We start from the raw sequence: 17735 nt of genomic DNA on the forward strand, positions 1-17735 counted from the left end.
CATCCCCTTTTTGTTTTTTATAAAATTTCATAACCCGGTAATGTTAAAAATGGTACGAATTCATCATTCCGAACGAGATTTGTAAACAACGTTGTCGCCTCTTGGAATCTCCCTTTCTTAAAGGCTTCTTTACCAATCTCTCTTTCTATTTTTGCTAGTTCTTCTTCTTTTAGCTCTTCCATCAATTCAAACGTAATATTACGACCATCATTTAGCTTTCCACCTTCATGACGAATCCATTGCCATACTTGTGCCCTAGAAATTTCCGCTGTTGCAGCATCTTCCATTAAGTTATAAATGGGTGCTGCTCCCCGTCCGCTTAACCAAGATGCAATATATTGAATACCTACGCTAATATTTAGGCGAAGCCCATTTTCTGTAATCGTTCCCACTGGTACTTCTAATAAATCCTTTTCTGTAACATGTATTTCTTCACGTTTTCTAAAAATTTGATTCGGTGTTTTCATAATGTGATTAAATACTTCCATCGCGACTGGTACAAGTCCCGGGTGGGCAACCCATGTCCCATCATGACCGTCTAAAGCTTCGCGCTCCTTATCTGCACGCACTTTTTCAAAAGCTGCTTCATTCGCTTCTGGATTGTTTTTAATCGGAATTTGTGCTGCCATTCCTCCAATAGCTGGTGCATTACGACGGTGACACGTTTGAATGACTTTCAAAGAATACGCGCGCATAAATGGCGCCGTCATCGTGACTTGCGCTCTATCTGGAAGCAAAAATTCATTATGATTACGGAAACTCTTTAGAAAGCTGAAAATATAATCCCATCTTCCGCAATTTAACCCAGCAGAATGATCTTTAAGCTCATACAAAATTTCATCCATTTCAAACGAAGCGTGAATCGTTTCCAGTAACACCGTCGCTTTAATCGTTCCGTTTGGAATACCGATATATTTTTGAGCAAATACGAAAACATCATTCCATAACCTTGCTTCTAAATGGCTTTCCATTTTCGGTAAGTAAAAGTATGGACCGCTTCCTTTTGCTAAAAGAGCCTTTGCATTATGGAAAAAATAAAGTCCGAAATCTACTAAGCTACCAGACATATTCTTCCCATCAACTTGCATATGTTTTTCTTCTAAATGCCATCCTCTTGGACGCACAATTAATACTGCTGTTTTACTATTTAAACGATATTCTTTTCCGTTTTCATTTTTATGTGAAATCGTTCCCCGCACTGCATCTCGTAAATTTATTTGACCTTCAATCGCATTTTCCCAAGTTGGTGAATTCGAATCTTCGAAATCTGCCATAAAAAGATGCGCTCCTGAATTTAAAGCGTTAATAACCATCTTTCTATCCACTGGTCCAGTAATCTCTACGCGGCGATCCTCTAAATCTTTTGGCAATTTGGCAATTGTCCAGTCCGCTTCACGAATGTGCTTTGTTTCTTCTAAAAACTTCGGAAACTTTCCTGCATCAATTCTCTTTTGTTTCTCCGCACGCTTTTGTAAAAGTTCTATGCGGCGCTCATTGAAATTTTCATGTAGTTCCTTCAAAAAACTAAGCGCCTCAGGTGTCAATATTTCGTTGTACGCTGGTAACATTCCTCCGGGCAATGTAACCCGTGAAGTTTGCGTCGACATATTAGCATCCCCTTCTTAAACTGTTTTATAACAGATTTGATTTTATGTTTTATATTATATAACAAATCTTCAGAAAAGGAAGTTTTTTTTGAAAATTTAATCGTTTTTTTATAAAACTGTATTCTTTTACCGGTATTACACATAAAAAAAAAGAAGCCGATGTTATACAACACTAGCTCCTTCTTTATTATTTATTTAAACATTGAATTAAATAAGAACTGCGCATATTGTTCACGTGTTACTTTCATGTTCGGAGCGAAGTTACCCTTTCCATCTCCTACTGAAATACCATTTGAACCTACTGCATTAATCGCATTTTCTGCCCAATGTCCCTTTGGTACATCTTTAAATGTTGCTGTTCCTTGTACTTGTAATCCAAATGCTCTTGTAAGAACTTGCGCCATTTCTGCACGTGTTAACGTAGCTTTTGGTCTGAAGTTTCCATTCTCGTCACCTGTAAAGATACCTAATTCTGTTACTGCTAACACTTCAAAAGGAAACATCGTTGAGTTATCATCAACAATATCATTATATGGGCTTTCTAATACCTCATCTTCACCAAATTCTTCATCAAGATCTAGTGCGCGATAAATTAAAGCGGCTACTTGTTCACGATTTACGTTATGTCCAAAACCGAACACACCATTTCCGTAACCAAGCATAATTTCATGTTCTGCTAAAGTTTGAATTGCTTTATAAGACCAATGTCCTGCTGGTACATCTTTAAAGATAACTGGACTTGCTTGTTGTGGCTTTGCAGCTAATTCAGCTTTTGCTGTATTCCCCTCAGCACTAAATGCTACTCCACCCATAATTGTTAAAGCTGTTGCTACTTTTAAAATTTTTTTCTTCAAAGTATTCTCTCCCTAAAAACATATTTTTTTCTAATATAAAGAATTAACGAAAGCGTAACAATACAATTCCCATGTGATTTTTGTCTAATTTATGAACTATATTTCATATACTTTTATTTACACTCTATTAATAATAAAGTTACTAAATCGTATATTTAAGCAAGAAAAAGTTACTTTATTCAATCTCTTCTTATCCACTAAATTCCAACAAATAAATTATGAACAGAAAATCGATATACTTATAAATAATATAAAACAAGAAAAAAGCGTGGGATTTCCGCGCTTTTTTCTTGTTTTATATTATATTTATATATTTTAAATGTCCTTATATTTTAACTTTTATTCATAATCTTCATCTTTTACAGGAAAATAAAAAACAGCTTTATTTAAAAACGTTGCATATTGCTCACGTGTTACAACTGTATTCGGTTCAAATTTCCCATTTCCTGTTCCTACTATGACATGATTAGACTGCAGTGCACTAATCGCATTTTTTGCCCAATGATTATTTGGTACATCTTTAAATGTATGGTTTTTCTTTACCTCAAATGTAAATGCCTTCGTAAGAATTTGCGCCATTTCTGCACGTGTCACAGGTGCGGCTGGTCTAAAGTTTCCTTTTTCATCACCTTCAAAAATACCATGCTTTGTTAATACTAAAATTTCATCTAAAAACATTGTTGCCCTCTCAGAAATATCTTTGTATGGATTTTTTAAAGGTCCTTCTTTTTTCAAATTCAATGTACGATAGAGTACTGCTGCTACTTGTTCTCGTGTTACATTATCTCCTACACCAAACTTACCATTTCCATAGCCTAACATTACTTTATTGTATACTACGTCCATTATATCGTCATATGCCCAGTGGTTTACTGGAACATCATCAAAAACAATCATTTCTGGATATTCTTCTGCTTTTACGTTTGGAACATTTGTACTTACAAACAAGCCGCCCATAATAGTTACCGTTGCCATTATACGTAACATGTTCTTCTTCATTGCCCTCTCCCCTTTATCTCCATTTGAAAAAACGGAAAATAATAGACTGCAATCCTTTCCAATATTACATATGTTTCCTTCGCACCCATTATGCAATATATTACATTTAAAAAATCTATTATTGTGAAAATCACTACTAAAGGAGAGCCAATTCGCTCTCAATTTCAATTTTTATACCGAATTGTACGCAAATCATTTCCCTTTCCTATGGTCATTTAAAGGTGTTTCTATACATTAAATATTCTACTTTCTAAAAAAGAAATCCTTCACATTTTAAAAGTTCATTTTCTAGACAAAAAACGCAAATATATGTTGTTACTCCTTATATATCGACGTTTCGACAAAGAATATCCACTGGACTACAACATACGAAAATAAGAACCTATCTATTAATAAAAGCCCATAATGAGCGAAGGATGTCTCCTCTACAAATTATGAGCTTTCTCTTTATCTATTCCATTTTCCCTGGAGAATTATCAATTGATCGTTGTAAAAACTTCGCAAATTGCCCGCGTGTAACGAGCATTTCAGGCTCGAACTTGCCATTTCCCGTTCCTACCGCTACATTATTAGACTGTAATGCGCTAATTGCATCTCTTGCCCAATGGTTTTCTGGTATATCTGTAAATGTATGTGGACTCTTTGTTTTCAACTCATATGCTTTCGTTAAAATTTGTGCTAATTCTGCACGAGTCAGTGTATCTTTCGGACGGAAATTTCCATTTTCATCTCCTTTAAAAATACCAATATTCGTTAAATGTAAAATTTCGTAAGGAAACATTGTCGATTTCCCACTAATATCTCCATATGGATTTTCATTAAACACACTACGCTTTAAATGAAGTGCACGATGTAATACTGCCGCCGCCTGTTCGCGTGTTATATTATCTTCTGTCCCAAACTTACCATTTCCATACCCATACATAATGCGATGATATACTAAATTCGTAATTTCATCATATGCCCAATGACCTGTTGTTACATCATCAAACTCTATCATAATATTAGGACCAGATTTTTCGATAACATCTGTATTTGCAGACACGCCATTTGCACCTACAAATATTCCTCCCATTAAAGTTAACGATGTCGCTACCTTTACTAGCTTTTTCATCTCTCTCATCTACCTTTTCCTTTATTTTCCTATCTTTTATATTGTACAAAAAATAAAAAAATTTCCAATAGAATACACCTAATTATTTACAATTAAGAATACAAACTTTCTTTTACCGCTATTTTTTCGTCCTTTGTTTTTCGAAAAGTAAATGCCATTCCTACAAATATAAGAACAATCCCTACTACTTGCATACTAGTTGGTCTAAATCCTGTAAACACTGTATCTAATAGGATTGCAACCGCAGGATCTAAAAACACCAATACAGAAATTAATCTCGTCGATAAACCTCTTAAACTGTCAAAAAATAAGTAATATACAAATCCCGTATGTATAAGTCCTGTCGCTGTGATCATCATCCAGTTCATCTCTGTTAACCCTTGAAACTTGCCAAAATCTACGAATGGTAGCAATAAAAATATACCTAAAAATGTTTGTAAAAAGGTCATTGCATATGCGCTCGTATGCTGAATTCCTTTTCCTAATAAAGTAGTAAAAGCATAAAATAAAGCTGCAAGAAGTGCCCATACCATTCCAGACGACATCAGTTTTTCGAGCGATAGACTTCCATCTATTCCAGCTACTAAAACGGTACCGATAAAACAAATGACAATGGACATAACCGCAAACACTGTAAGCCTTTCTTTAAATACAATACTACCAATCATTAATACGATAATGGGTGCAAGATGATAAACTGAAATCGCAATTGTAATCGACATCACTTCAAACGCTTTAAATAAAAATACCCAGTTAAAAACGAGAAATACACCGCATGCTAATATTTGCATTACTTCTTTTTTATTCCATTTCTCACTTTTATACTGTCCTGTTACGAGCCAACATAATGCTAAAAATATAGTCGCACAAATGCAACGAACGAATACTAATTCAAAAGACGGTAAACCTGTTTGAACAGAAAAAAATCCAATTGATCCGAAAATAGACATCGAAAGGATCATTTTTATAGCCGGCATTGATTTTTTATTGAACACCCTTTCTCTCCTCCTATAACCTACCTTTTACAAACGAAAAATCTCCAAAACATCACGTATTATTATATATTAGAATTGGAAAATTGTAAAAAATTAGAATATACAAAATAGTACCCGCACAAAATTCCCATAAAAAAATCATCCTTTTTTACATAGGATGATCTTTTTATTCATTGAGAAGAATTTTTCTATATTAAAACTTAAATATACTACTACTTTTGAAGAGTAAATTGGGCAACTATTTGTTTTAATCCTCCGGCTGCATTATGCATATGTTCAATTGAAACCGAGATCTCTTGAACAGATTTTTCTTGCTGTTGAATAGACTCTTTTACCCTATCAGTTCGGTCAGATGATCTTTGGGAAATTTGAGCCATGTCTTCTGCAGAAGCCGAAATCTCTTCACTACTCGCTGCAATTTCATCTGTAGACATAGATACCGTTTGAATTTGCTCAGATACTTGCTGTACTTTTTCTGTAATTTTTCCAAATACTTTTTCTGTATGCATTACTACTTGTGTACCTGCCTGTACCTCATTATCTACTTTCCCCATCATATGTACCGTATGGTTCGTTGTTCCCATAACTTGAGTAATAAGCTTCTCAATTTGTTTTGCAGAATCACTAGATTGTTCTGCTAATTTTCTTACTTCATCTGCCACAATTGCAAATCCTCTACCACTTTCCCCAGCACGTGCAGCCTCAATTGCGGCGTTTAATGCTAATAAGTTAATCTGAGAGGTAATACCTTGCATAACATCAATGATTTTAACAATTTCTTCTGATTGTTCTTTCATAGTCTCTACTTGTTTCACACCGCTATGTACTGAATTTTGGATTGTATCCATCTGTTGAATCATTTGTTTCATTAATTTGTTACCACTCTCTGCATCTAATGCTGATTGAGCAGACAATTCATTTACAGAGGATGATGTATTCACTATGCTCTGCATTCCTTGTGTCAACTCTTCCATCGCACCCGCAGTTTGCTCCATTGCTTGCATTTGACTCTCTGCGCCATTTGCAACTTCTTCAATATCTATAGTGATTTTCTTCGCTGCACCACTAGATACTTCCGATGCAGATACTACTCCGTCTGCATGTTGGAATAAAAGCTGAATATTATTCTCTATTTCTTGCATATTCGTTCTTAGCCCTGCAATCATTTCGTTAAAATCACTTACTAATACACCTAATTCATCTTTAGCATTATACTCACCATGTACAGTTAAATCTCCTTCTTTTGCTCTTTCCATCATACGACTAACCGTTTGTAAAGGAGCAACTATAAGCTTGCTAATAATATAGCTTACTATACATATAATGATTGTAGTAACTACTACAAGAATGATAAAAGTAATAACGGACCGATCTATCATTTTTTGAGAATCTTTAAATACTTGGTCAGCTAAATTTGAAACATACGCTTCTAGATCTACGGCATAACTAGCTAACTCTACTCCCTTCGGTTTTAATTCCTTATGAAATTCGTTTACCATTTGAGATTCATTTGTTCCCTTCGCTTTGTCAAACAACTTCTTATATGTCTCCATATAACTTGGCAAAGATTTCTTCATCTTCTGAAACAGTTCATCCTCTTGCTTACTTAAATTGAAGCCATCATCATATTCTTTTAATAAAGAATCATATTTTTCAAGATCCTTTTCAATATTACCAATAATCCCCTCTTTATTTGTCCCCTCATTTGGTGACGCTGTAATTAATTCTAGTAAGTTATACTCTAGTGAATTTTGTGTACGAAGCATTCCTTCTAATAAAACTACAGAATGTTGATAATCATCTACTACAACCTCTGTATCATGCTTAATCTTGTTAATAGAATTAATTGCTACGCAGCTCATAATTACCATGCTCAATACTGCTAATGAAATAAGCGATAATAATTTATATTTCACTTTTAAATTTTTTAAAAAATACATTTTTTCACCTTTATTCCTTTATATATAGATTTTTAGAATTTTATAGCTTATTATTTACAAAATCACAATAAAAAGCAATGATAAATATTCCCAATACCAAACTTATATTTCTATAAAAAAGAAGTAGCATAATCGCTACTTCTTGTTTTTTTGTTTCTCATATTGTTCAAACGTATGAATTCTTTCGAAAATCGGTGGATGTGTGTATAAGAAAAATTTTACTAACGCAGGTGGATTCACTTGGCTTAAGCTTGTTTTTGATAAATATTGAAACGTTCTCACACCAGATTTTCCATCTTTCGTCATATTTAAAGCATATTGATCTGCCGCTCGTTCTTCTATTCGTGAAACGTAGTTTGTTGCTGGTTGTGATGCAAAAGAGAGTACAGAAGAAATTAAGAAAAATAAAGGTAAAATTGAAAAACATGCTACTTTTGAAATTTGCAGCGTACCTCCCCATTTTCGAATACACATATTTATAATACGGCTAATGAGATACATCCCTATAAACGATAGCAACATATAACTCGCTACGCCCCAATATATATGTTTCATAACATAATGTCCCATTTCATGGGCCATTATAAATAAAATCTCTTTATCTTTTAATTGCTTAAGCGTTGTATCCCACATTACAATACGGGCGTTAGGGCCAATTCCTGTTACATATGCATTTAACGCATTCGTTTTTTCCGACATATTTACTTCATATACATGTTTAGCTGGAATATCAGCTTTATCTGCTATCGCTAAAATTTTCGTTTCTAATTCTTTATTTTGCAGCGTCGAGAAGTCGTTATACAGTGGGTCAATAACGACAGGCTGTATGAATGTTAAAAAGATTGTAAATGGAACAGAGAGTGCCCATCCTGCTAGCCACCATCTCTTCGGAAATTTACGGATAAGCCATAGAAGAACGGCAACTACAATTAACATCGTCGCATAACTTTCCCAAAAACCGATAACGTGATCTTTTATCCAGCTTTGTGTACTTTGCGTTGAAATGCCATAATCAACGGACACTTTTCGGCTAATCCATTGCATCGGCAGGGCAAGAACTGTTGTGAGTAGTGATAAATAAAAGAAATAAATCGCAACTTGCAGGACACTTATTTTCGTCGTTTCCTTCGACCATTTCTCAAACTTTCTTGAAACACCGAGCACAAGTACAAATAATAAAATAATCCATTCAAGAGGCGTCGCTAAAAAGTACAGTAAATTTTTCACGCGCGAATAATCTTGGCTTAGCGTAAGCTCTCTTGCATTCATAAACGTTTCTGGATCTGCACTCGTTCCTTTATACATGTCCGGAATAAGTTCATGATTCCATCCAAATAAATACCAATATATAAGCAATGCAAACCCAACGTACAAAAAAAGCGACCACCCAATAACCTTCCTCACGCTATTCCCTCCTCTATGCTGCCTGTCTATTATTATTGTAAGTTCGTACATGCTAAATTAGAACAAGCTTATTACGCGAATTGCTCGAGAGCCTTCTAGTTATATAAAAAAACTCTTCTACAAAAAGAAGAGTTTTACCTACCTTTAGACACTTTCTTCGGTTCATAATCTGGGATAAGAAATATACTTACAACCCAACATATGAAACCAGCGCCTTTTATATAGCGTATATATTCATAGTCCTGAAAAAATAACGTCGTTACAATAAGCGTAAAAAATCCAATTAAAACTAGTACGTATCCTATTTGCTTCTTACATAACATAACGTGCCCCCTTAAGGAAGTACATCCATCAATAGACTAAAATCTTGTAAAGAAAAAGAACTATATTTCATAATACCTTGTACAGCTAAAAGTAAAATTAGACCGGTCACACACATATAATTAATGCTTTCTTCACTCTTTTTTTCAGCAACTATTCCGCCGCTTATACATAATATTCCTAACAAATGGAGTGCTAAATACATAAAGAAATAAGCTTCCTCCCAGCGAAGAATAACATTGACTGTCGTTATCAGCACAATACTAAGCAAAATCAAATAAAAAAACTTATTTGATGATATTGTTTCATTCATATAATTTTATACATCCCTTTCAATTGCCTTATTCATCTCATTTATCCCGCTATTTGCGGGCAGTAAAACTCCCACATCAAAATTCAGTTGGAGCAAAGAAGTTAGGTCAGAGTCGAGCTGTCCGTAAACGCCAGATTGATGATGGCTAATTATAGTTTCACTTTATCCCCCACTACATCTGAAAAACTCTTTTCTTGCTCTACATATATAGCTGGCATTTCTTTACTCCAATATTTGCGGTTAACAAATAAAAAGATGAGTACTAAGTTTAATCCCGTTATAAAAATAATTAGTCCTGGAAAGAACGTCGTATAATTTGAGAAATCTGCAAAACTCATTATCTCTTCTTTATTTATTAGAAAAGAAGCACCGATTACAAATGCATTGTTTAACATGTGAATAGCAATTGGCATGAGTAAACTATTCGTACGAATATATACGATCGATAGTACAACGCTAAATACAACTGCGCCTAGGAAATCAACATGTAGCAACGCAAACAACATCGCTACTACAATGATCGCTATACTCGTTCCCCATTTTGCTGCAAAGCGTTGCAGTAAAAATCCGCGAAAAACAAATTCACCAATAATTGGTGCGATGAATACGACCATAATAACTTGATATACATAGCCCCCTGTACTATCTATAATCGGTTCACGTAATGCGTTCATAATAAATTCCGGTGTAATCCACGCAAAGCTATACATGTACAAAATAAGATACCCGTAACTAAATACGCATAACATAATCGCAATGTATAAAACTTGCACCAGGTTAAATGTTTCATTTTTATTAACAAATAATGAAAAGGAAACACGGTGTTTTCTATACTCATAAAAAATCCATGTAATCGGAAGGATGTAGAATATAAGAATATTTATAAAAGCAGAATTTTGCATATGAAATGTATTTTCTATCAATGCATTACTGACTCTTGCAACTAAAGTTAATAGTGCAAATACAATTAAAAAATATCTAGCTCGCATCGTTTGAAACGGATTCACACTCTTCTCCTCCCCTATGTTACTTTTATCATATCATTTGATTCTTAATTTTTTGCGAAAGAAAACCTTAAAATTCCCTTAAAAATTCCATAAGTTACAGAAAGATGATATGATATTCGAGGAAATTAGGAGGGATTTTTATGTATGAAGCAAATATTTTGCTCGTTGATGATGAAACAGCAATTTTACAATTACTAACTACCATTCTTGAAAAAGAAGGTTTTTCTCATATTACAACTGCAACATCCGCTGAAATAGCTTTATCTCTCACCGAGCAAAACGATTACGATTTAATTATTTTAGATGTCATGCTTCCTGGACAATCTGGTTTTGATATTTGTCCAATCATTCGCCAAAAAACCGATTGTCCTATTTTCTTCCTCACAGCCAAAACATCTGATTTAGATAAAATATCTGGATTTTCACACGGTGCAGATGATTATATTACGAAGCCATTTAATCCACTTGAAGTAGTCGCTCGTATGAAAGCACAACTCCGAAGACATATGAAACAAGCAGTACCACACGAACAAAAAGCAAACTTCAGTTCATTTGGTAGATTTGAAATTGATCGATATTCCGCAGAGCTTACAGTAGGTGGACATGTTGTCGAATGTTCCGCCCAGCTATTTCAGCTACTACTCTTCTTTTGCGAGAATCCGAACTACGTATTTTCGAAAGAAGAAATATACGAAAAAGTTTGGGGAGCACCTGCCTATAATGGCGATGATAATACCGTTATGGTTCACATTCGAAAACTACGTGAAAAAATTGAACAAGACCCAAGTAAACCAGAATATATAAAAACCGTTCGAGGACTTGGCTATAAGTTCATTACAAAGTAGGGTGACGATATGAATTTTAATAAACGACTTATTATCCAGTTTATCATGCAACACGTATTTGTTTTAGTTACATTACTGCTTGCTGTAGTAGCTGCTTTCACTTATTTAATTTTCCTTGTTACTAGTACTTCATACGAACCGAATATTCCAGATGCTGATAATTTTATGATTTCAAAATATATCTCTTCAGAAGATGGCGATATTTCGTTAAAAGCTGAAGTAAAAGACCTAATTAAAGAAAAAAATGATTGGATTCAAGTTGTAGCGGAAAACGGAAAAGTTCTCTATCACTTTAATACGCCGATTGACGTACCGACATCTTATACGAAAACATCTTTATTCTTGTATATACAGAATCATATAGAAAGCCCTTATACATTTACATATTGGGAAATTGAACTAGAAGAAAAGAACGTACTTGTTATATACGGCGGTATGTTAAAAAGCAATGTATTACTGAAAACAATCCAGAAAGAGCACCCGTCTGTATCTACGGATTCGTTCACATTAACAGAAGAAGAAAAACAGTTACTTTCTAAAGAAAAAGCAGCACTTCAAATCTTTAATAGTGATGGCGAAGAAGTATTCTCCTATCCAGCTGGAAAGAAAAAAACGTTTTCTGCCATACAAGCTGCTCTTAGCGAAAAGGAACCGTGGAATCATAAAGAAAACACGTCTAGCTTTTACGAAACAAATAGCAATCATCTTCTTGTTGTAACTGCCAAAAATGAGTACTACTATCCAGATGATGAAATAGACGATGTATTTACTAAAAAGTTTCTAATCGGATGCGGATTAATCCTTCTTATCGTATTTGTTTATTTAGTCATTCTTTCTATTTGGTACGGTAATAAATTTGGAAAACCGTTACTCCATGCGATGCGCTGGCTTAAAAACATCGCTGGTGGAAAGTACGAAGAACCTGTTAGTAAAAAAGGGAAACCTGTCAGGTTCCGGCGATCTGGGAAAGAAAAATGGTCATTCCGCTTATTTAGTGATGTAACAAATTCACTAGAGCATCTTTCTATTACACTCAAAAAAAATGATGCAATGAGGCAAGTACTGCAGCAAACACGTGAAGAATGGATTACCGGTCTAACGCACGATTTAAAAACACCACTTAGTTCTATATATGGCTACGCATTATTACTAGAATCACAGCAGTACAACTGGACTGATCGCGACATTCAACAATTCGGCAGCGTTATGAAAGAGAAATCTCAATATATGACGACATTAATCGATGACTTAAGCTTAACGTATCAATTAAAAAATAACAGTCTTCCTGCGCAGCACGTAAACATTGAAATGAATCAATTCGTCCAAAAAGTATTATTACAATTTATTAATAATCCGACACTTCAAAATCAAAATATTGAATTCGTACCGAGCTCAAATAAAATTCAATATTTCATTGAAGAAAAATGGTTCCAGCGTATTATCGAAAACTTACTCGTAAACGCTGTAAAACATAATAATGAAACGACAAATGTGAGCGTAAAACTTTCCCAAAACGCTACTTCATTTACACTCTCTATTTCAGATAATGGAAAAGGAATGGATGACAAAACGAAAGAACTTCTATTTGAGCGATATTACAGAGGAACAAATACAGAAGAAAGCAACATCGGAACGGGGCTTGGCCTCGCCATTACGAAACAGCTCGTTCATGCTCATAACGGAACGATTTCTATTGATAGCGAACTTGGAAAAGGAACAACGATTATACTTGTGTTCCCGTTTCATTCGTAGAAAAGACGCTATGTGGCGTCTTTTTTTTGGCGGAGTTCAGAGGTAAGTGAAATTATATCGGTGATTTTTCAAATATATCGGAGCAACTCAAAATATATCCGCGGTTTTCAAGATATATCGACTTACCGACAAAAATCATCAAATATAGCAACCTATATGAAAAAAAGCGAACCACTCAGTGGCTCGCTTTTCTTTCTATTATTTCTTCTTCACCGGTATCCAAAGTTCAATTTGAGCGAACTCACTTTTATCTGCATGGGAACGCTCATCGTATAGTTCAAATTCATTAACGCCGCAATGTTCGTATCCTGAATGCGGGAACCATTCTGAAAATACCGCATTCCACGTTTGGTGGATAGACGATACCATTTCGTCATGAGGAACTTTCGGCGTTGTAAATACAGCATATGTCGCTGCTGGGAAAGTACGCTTCGCAACTCCATTTGGTACATTTTCAAATCCTGTAACTTCCATTCCAATTATATAAGTGAAGTCCCCTGTTTCTAAATTAAAATCAGTACATAATCCAAGCTCTACCCATTGGCTCGTATCTTTACGATTCGGAATTGTCGTTCCAAGATCTTTCTGTAAATATTCTTGCCAAAATGCTGGGATGTCTTGATGGTTTTTCCCTTCTTTACTTGTCGTCTTCAGCTCATAACCCGCCACTAAAAATTCTGGTTTATTTACAATACGATATTCCATTTGTATGCCTCCTAAATACGGATTTAATTTTCTTTGCTTTACATTCACGCTGTAATACATCGGTGTTTCAATTTCTTGTTTTCGATATTCACTCGGTGTCATTTGAAATATTTTTTTAAAGGCTCTCGTGAACGTTTCATGAGATTGAAAGCCATGCTCAAATGCAATATCAATAACTTTTTCATCCGTATGAGAAAGTTGATAAGCTGCCCGAGCTAACCTCCTCTTTCGAACATACTCCATTACTGTATCACCTACTAACGCCTGAAATACACGATGAAAATGCGACTCAGAAAAACCTGCAATACGCGCTAAATTACGCAGCGTCTGTTTTTCCATTACATCTTCTTCAATATAATCAATTGACCTTTGAATTTGTGTCTCATAGCTTTCCATCTCTGTTCACCCGCCTTATATGTATTATGATAAAAGAGAATCCTATCCAATTCTTGACGTTTTTTACTATAATTCCATGAAAAATTGTAACTTTTTTATATGTATTTCGTTGTTATGTATGAAGGGAGGGAAATGTAGTGAAACGCAAACAATCATTAGAAGAAATTTACTCCGAACATATGCAAGATTTATTTCGCTATCTTCTCTCCCTAACCGGAGATTCCCACTACGCGGAAGATCTCATGCAAGAAACATTTTATCGAATGCTCGTCCATATTGACTATTATAAAGGAGAAGAAATTAGGCCTTGGTTATTTACGATTGCCTACAACGCCTTTATCGATTGGTATCGAAAAGAAAAAAGATATAAAACAACGACAATTGCAGAATTCCATTTACCAAACGTACCAAGTACAGAGCACTCTTATTTCGTAAAACACGAGATTGCTAGTTGGTTAGACAGTTTATCTGCTCTTCCTCTTGAAAGACGCAATGTGTTACTACTACGAGATTACTACGAATTCTCGTATAAGGAAATAGCCGAAATGACTGGTCTCTCACTAGCGAAAGTAAAAATTGAATTACACCGGGGACGAAAAGAAACGAAAAGCATAAAGGAGTGATAGGGATGGGTTGTACAAAGTTTAAAAAACTATGGAAGAAGTACGAAAATGGAACACTTACGCATGATGAACAGGAGCTGTTAGAAAATCATATTGAAACATGTGAAAAGTGTGAAGCTTACTTAGATGAGTTGCTTTCGAAGAGTGAACCGATAAAGAAAAGACTACCACCACAAAATCTTAAAATCTCATTTTGGAAAATAAAATGGAAACAGCGTTGGCAAACCGTTAGTTTTGTCCTTGCTGTTTGTATAGCAATCTATTTTATTGGTCATTTTTCATCTTCCTTTTACTTCTATTCGAACGAAATGAAAAACTTCCGGAAAGTGGATGATATACCAGCACTCGCACTAGAAGCAACAATGCCAAATAGTCGTTCCGCTGGAGGAAATACGAAGGTTAAACCCTTCTTCCGTACAGAGACTGAAATGAATTTATATAAAACAATCGGCAAAAAAGAATTTCCAATTGGTACAGTAACAATGAGTAGTTTCTTATCATCTGTAACTGTCACAAATCAATCTTGGGAAAACAGAGCCTATTCAAAAAAACTTTCCTTTGTTCATCCAAAAATCAAGGAAGATGCTTCTTTGAAAGAATCATCTAAAAAAGTGTGGGATACACTTGGAAAGGTACATGAGGGAACCGTTGCAGAAGTAGCGCTATCGTTTGACAAACCTTACGCTTTACAAGAATTAGAATCAATTCTATATAGCGCATTTGAAGCACAAGAAATGCCGCCAACTCCTATATGGTACGCTTTAGACACAGGACAAGAGAGAATAAATGAAGACGATTTTATCTTGCATAGCGGAGAGGTTATCGGATTTCAAGAACATATAGATCTTCCTGATAGTGAAGCAGAACAACCGAAGACAAAAGAAGATGAAGTAATTGAAATGATGCGCATTCTTTCTGAATATAAAAAAACTGTGAGTGAAGCTACTCGGACTCGTGAAAAAGATCTGAACTTAGATAAGCGCTATCAGTATGTAAAAGATAACGGTGTAAAAGTATACGGCATTGTCATTACTGGTCCGTCGAAAGAGTTATTAAAATTACAAAACTCACCGCACGTGCGTTATGCGACTCTTGGAGATATTGAGGTTTGGAATTGGTTTGATTATTAATGAGAAAAAGGAGAGCAAAGTGATGCTCTCCTTTTTTAATCCGAAATCACTTTCACATACATCCCTCTCACCGCTTTTTCATAAGCGACCTCACTCATCTGTTTTATTCGTTCTGACACAACAGACGATGGAACAACTTCCCCTTCACGAAGTAATAGAGGATTAATAAGACGAACTTTATTTTTCTGATACAAATCATAATCGTTTCTATCTTCTTTTACTTTTACATTCGGATGAACTTTGCTTAATAAAGCATCTACTTCTGGCTCACTACATTGCTTCAATTTCGAAATTAGCTCATCATCTTCAAGAAGAAAATCATCTGCATGAATAACCTTTTTATGAAGAGCTAACTTTAACGTTTTCGCTAACATATCATTTCCGTAAATATTCATTGGCTTCATAAAGAAATCGATTACTTCTTTGTAATACGTTTCTGTAAACCACTCAGCCATTTCGATACTTTGAAGAACCATTTTCCCATCTACAGCGACGACATCCTCTAAAAAACTGTGAACTTCTTCTAACGGAATATACCCATATGTATACATATCTCGTAACGTATAATCCACTCTGTCTGCACATAATTCTGGTGCTGACCTTTCCAGTAACGTCCACTTCGAATCATCTAACAAAATATCTTCATAGTTATAACCATACTTTGAAAGAATCGCTGGAATTTCTGAGTTTTTCACAACAGAACTAAATATCTCCTCATGATAACTTTCATCCTCATTATGAAAAACGTAATCAATCACGTGGGAAAAAGCAGTATGTGATACGTCATGCAGTAAACCAGCAATTTGTTCTTCTACTGAACCACCAAGTTTCTTAATTAACAACATAACGCCAACTGAATGATCAAAGCGCGTTACATTCCATTTCTCGTTCATTAAATAACTTGCACCGGCTTGATGAATACCTTTCAGCCTTTGCACAGACTTACTTAAAATTAATTCTTCTACTACTCGATCTACTTCAAACTCACCGTATAGTACATCTGATATGATCACTTATAATCCCCCTTTATTTCAGCCTAGTCTTATAATCGTACCTCTTTTATGAAATCAACATCAATATAAATATTAAATCTAAATATATTGATGTTTAGTTTTTAATATTGTATATTATACATGTCTGTTATTTCTGTTATTTCTTTTAATTCATTTTTTATTGAGTGCTCCTTATATGGAGCCTTTTTTTATTGAAAAATATGGGGACTTTCATTCCAAATCGTGAACAGGACGCTAGAAATAGAAACGTACATATTCCGGCGATAAAAAGGATAACATTGCCAGTTTTATTCTTCTTTGATTTAATACAAGTATGGCCGTTAAGGGAAAGAGGGGAAACATGAAAAAGGTTTTCTTCACCATTCTATTCATCATTATTTTATTAATTAGTTTAGGATATTGGAAATTCTTCACTTTATCTGGGGTTTCAGGCGGTGAAAAGATTCAATCTATCCACTCACCAGATAAAACGTATACTTTACATATATACAGGCATAATGGCGGCGCAACGACTAGCTTTGCTATAAGAGGAGAGCTTGTAGCAAATAATAAAAAATTTATGAACACGAAAAATCTATACTGGAATTATCGTGAAGAAGATGCAACTGTACAATGGTTAGACGATCATACAGTGATGATTAATAAACATAAATTACATGTAGAGACGGACACGTATGATTTTAGAAAAAACTAGTTTTACAGTTATAGTACGAAAGG

At 34.7% G+C, this 17735-nt stretch carries 18 protein-coding genes and 1 pseudogene; 6 read left to right on the forward strand and 13 right to left on the reverse strand.

Features of this window, described 5'->3' with window-relative positions:
- Positions 1–17: 17 nt before the first annotated feature.
- The 11 genes and pseudogenes from aceB to ILT06_RS11040 all read right to left on the reverse strand — a co-directional run bounded on the left by aceB (position 18) and on the right by ILT06_RS11040 (position 10554).
- Positions 18–1607, reverse strand: coding sequence for a malate synthase A (aceB, locus tag ILT06_RS10995; protein WP_064476846.1), 1590 nt, complete (start codon positions 1605–1607; stop codon positions 18–20).
- A 191-nt stretch (positions 1608–1798) separates the two neighbouring features.
- On the reverse strand, positions 1799–2461 hold the full coding sequence (locus ILT06_RS11000) for an S-layer homology domain-containing protein (RefSeq protein ID WP_064476847.1): 663 nt from the start codon (positions 2459–2461) through the stop codon (positions 1799–1801).
- Positions 2462–2800: 339 nt separating this feature from the next.
- On the reverse strand, positions 2801–3460 hold the full coding sequence (locus ILT06_RS11005) for an S-layer homology domain-containing protein (protein ID WP_064476848.1): 660 nt from the start codon (positions 3458–3460) through the stop codon (positions 2801–2803).
- A gap of 451 nt (positions 3461–3911) precedes the next feature.
- Positions 3912–4583 carry an S-layer homology domain-containing protein gene (locus ILT06_RS11010; RefSeq protein ID WP_064476849.1) on the reverse strand — a complete coding sequence of 224 codons (672 nt, stop codon included), beginning with the start codon at positions 4581–4583 and terminating at the stop codon, positions 3912–3914.
- 83 nt (positions 4584–4666) lie between these two features.
- Entirely contained in the window at positions 4667–5569 is a 903-nt protein-coding gene (locus tag ILT06_RS11015; RefSeq protein WP_064476850.1) for a DMT family transporter, read from the reverse strand.
- Between the two features lie 212 nt (positions 5570–5781).
- Positions 5782–6735, reverse strand: a complete 954-nt coding sequence (locus tag ILT06_RS33265; RefSeq protein WP_412678090.1) for a methyl-accepting chemotaxis protein — start codon at positions 6733–6735, stop codon at positions 5782–5784.
- A pseudogene (locus ILT06_RS33270) lies at positions 6730–7509 on the reverse strand (MCP four helix bundle domain-containing protein); the annotation flags it as partial. The gene ILT06_RS33265 and the pseudogene ILT06_RS33270, both read right to left, overlap by 6 nt.
- A 135-nt stretch (positions 7510–7644) precedes the next feature.
- Entirely contained in the window at positions 7645–8913 is a 1269-nt protein-coding gene (locus tag ILT06_RS11025) for a M48 family metallopeptidase (protein WP_064476852.1), read from the reverse strand.
- A gap of 134 nt (positions 8914–9047) precedes the next feature.
- A complete protein-coding gene (locus ILT06_RS11030) occupies positions 9048–9236 on the reverse strand; it encodes a hypothetical protein (RefSeq protein ID WP_064476853.1) in 189 nt (62 codons plus the stop codon).
- An 11-nt stretch (positions 9237–9247) separates the two neighbouring features.
- The gene (locus tag ILT06_RS11035) at positions 9248–9547 is read right to left on the reverse strand and encodes a hypothetical protein (protein WP_064476854.1); all 300 of its coding nucleotides are present in this window, start codon (positions 9545–9547) and stop codon (positions 9248–9250) included.
- A 149-nt stretch (positions 9548–9696) separates the two neighbouring features.
- Entirely contained in the window at positions 9697–10554 is an 858-nt protein-coding gene (locus ILT06_RS11040; RefSeq protein ID WP_222655093.1) for a CPBP family intramembrane glutamic endopeptidase, read from the reverse strand.
- Positions 10555–10694: 140 nt separating this feature from the next.
- On the opposite strand from ILT06_RS11040, the gene ILT06_RS11045 reads away from it, so the two are divergent.
- Complete coding sequence (locus ILT06_RS11045; protein WP_149173347.1) at positions 10695–11399, forward strand: response regulator transcription factor; 705 nt, start codon at positions 10695–10697, stop codon at positions 11397–11399.
- A 9-nt stretch (positions 11400–11408) separates the two neighbouring features.
- Positions 11409–13151 carry a sensor histidine kinase gene (locus ILT06_RS11050; protein WP_222655094.1) on the forward strand — a complete coding sequence of 581 codons (1743 nt, stop codon included), beginning with the start codon at positions 11409–11411 and terminating at the stop codon, positions 13149–13151.
- A 198-nt stretch (positions 13152–13349) separates the two neighbouring features.
- Here ILT06_RS11050 and ILT06_RS11055 read toward each other — a convergent pair whose 3' ends face one another.
- On the reverse strand, positions 13350–14252 hold the full coding sequence (locus tag ILT06_RS11055; RefSeq protein ID WP_088047854.1) for an AraC family transcriptional regulator: 903 nt from the start codon (positions 14250–14252) through the stop codon (positions 13350–13352).
- Positions 14253–14389: 137 nt separating this feature from the next.
- Between ILT06_RS11055 and ILT06_RS11060 the strand changes: the two genes are divergently transcribed.
- On the forward strand, positions 14390–14875 hold the full coding sequence (locus tag ILT06_RS11060; RefSeq protein ID WP_064476859.1) for an RNA polymerase sigma factor: 486 nt from the start codon (positions 14390–14392) through the stop codon (positions 14873–14875).
- A 5-nt stretch (positions 14876–14880) separates the two neighbouring features.
- Complete coding sequence (locus tag ILT06_RS11065; RefSeq protein WP_088047855.1) at positions 14881–16005, forward strand: anti-sigma factor; 1125 nt, start codon at positions 14881–14883, stop codon at positions 16003–16005.
- A gap of 35 nt (positions 16006–16040) precedes the next feature.
- Here ILT06_RS11065 and ILT06_RS11070 read toward each other — a convergent pair whose 3' ends face one another.
- Positions 16041–17018, reverse strand: a complete 978-nt coding sequence (locus ILT06_RS11070) for an HD domain-containing protein (RefSeq protein WP_088047856.1) — start codon at positions 17016–17018, stop codon at positions 16041–16043.
- A gap of 200 nt (positions 17019–17218) precedes the next feature.
- Between ILT06_RS11070 and ILT06_RS11075 the strand changes: the two genes are divergently transcribed.
- Positions 17219–17362, forward strand: a complete 144-nt coding sequence (locus tag ILT06_RS11075; protein WP_222655095.1) for a hypothetical protein — start codon at positions 17219–17221, stop codon at positions 17360–17362.
- Positions 17359–17712 (forward strand): DUF5412 family protein, encoded by a 354-nt coding sequence (locus ILT06_RS11080; protein WP_088047857.1) that lies wholly within the window; start codon positions 17359–17361, stop codon positions 17710–17712. Before ILT06_RS11075 ends, ILT06_RS11080 begins: the two co-directional genes overlap by 4 nt.
- Positions 17713–17735: the final 23 nt, after the last annotated feature.

Source organism: Bacillus sp. 17RED48 (genome assembly GCF_019837545.1).
Taxonomy (GTDB): Bacteria; Bacillota; Bacilli; order Bacillales; family Bacillaceae_G; genus Bacillus_A; species Bacillus_A wiedmannii.